Below are 1,383 nucleotides of genomic sequence, written 5' to 3' on the forward strand. Positions count from 1 at the left end.
GGGGTTGGTGGAGCGGTTTGGTCGGGTGTTGGCGGGGGTGGTGGTTGATGCGGGTGTTCGTGTGAGTGGTCTGGAGGTGTTGTCGGAGGCTGAGCGGTGTGGGTTGTCGGGGGTTTGGGGTGGTGCGGTGGTGGGGGTGCCGTGGGTGTCGTTGGCGGAGGGTTTTGAGGCGCGGGTGGCGGTGTCGCCGGGGGCGACGGCGGTGGTGTTCGGGGGTGTTGAGCTTACGTATGGGGAGTTGAATGTGCGGGCGAATCGTCTGGCGCGGTTGTTGGTGGAGGGGGGTGCTGGTCCGGAGCGTGTGGTGGCGTTGGTGTTGCCGCGTTCGGAGTGGTTGCCGGTGGCGTTGCTGGCGGTGGTGAAGTCGGGGGCGGCGTATGTGCCGGTTGATCCGGGTTTGCCGGTGGAGCGGGTTGCGTTCATGTTGGGGGATGCGGATCCGGTGGTGGTGGTGTCGGCTGTTGCGCTGGATGAGTCGTTGGTGGGTGGGCGGGTGCGGGTGGTGCTGGATGAGGGGACGGTGCGGGGGCTGTCGGGTTTTGCGGGTGGGGATTTGTCTGTGGCGGAGCGGGGTGGTGTGGTGTTGCGGCCGGAGCATCCGTTGTATGTGATGTATACGTCGGGTTCGACGGGGCGGCCGAAGGGTGTGGTGTTCCCGGCGGGGGCGATGGTGAATCTGCTGGCCTGGCATGCTGGGGTGCTGCCGGGTGGGGTGGGTGGTCGGACGGGTCAGTTCGCGGCGTTGGGTTTTGATGCGGCGGCGCATGAGATGTTCTCGGCGTTGTGGTCGGGCAAGGTGCTGGTGGTGCCGTGTGATGAGACGCGGCGGGGTGCGGTGGAGCTGGTGCGCTGGTTTGCTGAGCATGGGGTGGGTGAGTTGTTCGCTCCGATGCCGATGGTGGAGGCGGTTGCTGAGGCGGCTGCTGAGCTGGGTGTGGTTCTGCCGGGGTTGTTGGATGTGGTGCAGGCGGGTGAGGCGCTGGCTGTGCGTGGTGCGGTGCGGGAGTTTTTTGCGTCGGTGCCGGGCAGGCGGCTGCACAACTTTTACGGTCCGACCGAGACCCATGTGGTCACGGCTCTGTCTTTGGAGGGTGATCCGGCGGGGTGGCCGGTGTCGCCGTCGATCGGTGTTCCGGTGGCGAACAGCCGTGTGTATGTCCTGGACGGGGCTCTGCGTCTGGTGCCGGTGGGTGTGGTGGGTGAGTTGTATCTGGCGGGTGCGCAGTTGGCGCGTGGGTATCTGAATCGTCCGGGTCTGTCGGCGGAGCGGTTTGTGGCGGATCCGTTTGTGGGTTCGGGTGAGCGTATGTACCGTTCGGGTGATCTGGGCCGGTGGCGGGCGGATGGCACGGTGGAGTTTCTGGGGCGTGCGGACTTCCAGGT

General features: G+C 66.4%; 1 protein-coding gene. It reads left to right on the plus strand.

All coding sequences use genetic code 11. The features are described 5' to 3' along the window. Positions 1 to 61 precede the first annotated feature (61 nt). The coding region (locus ACF1CT_RS37380; protein ID WP_391788496.1) for an amino acid adenylation domain-containing protein at positions 62 to 1,383 on the plus strand (1,322 nt) is incomplete at its 3' end.

This window comes from Streptomyces sp. NPDC014734 (genome assembly GCF_043083325.1).
In the GTDB taxonomy this organism is placed as follows: domain Bacteria; phylum Actinomycetota; class Actinomycetes; order Streptomycetales; family Streptomycetaceae; genus Streptomyces.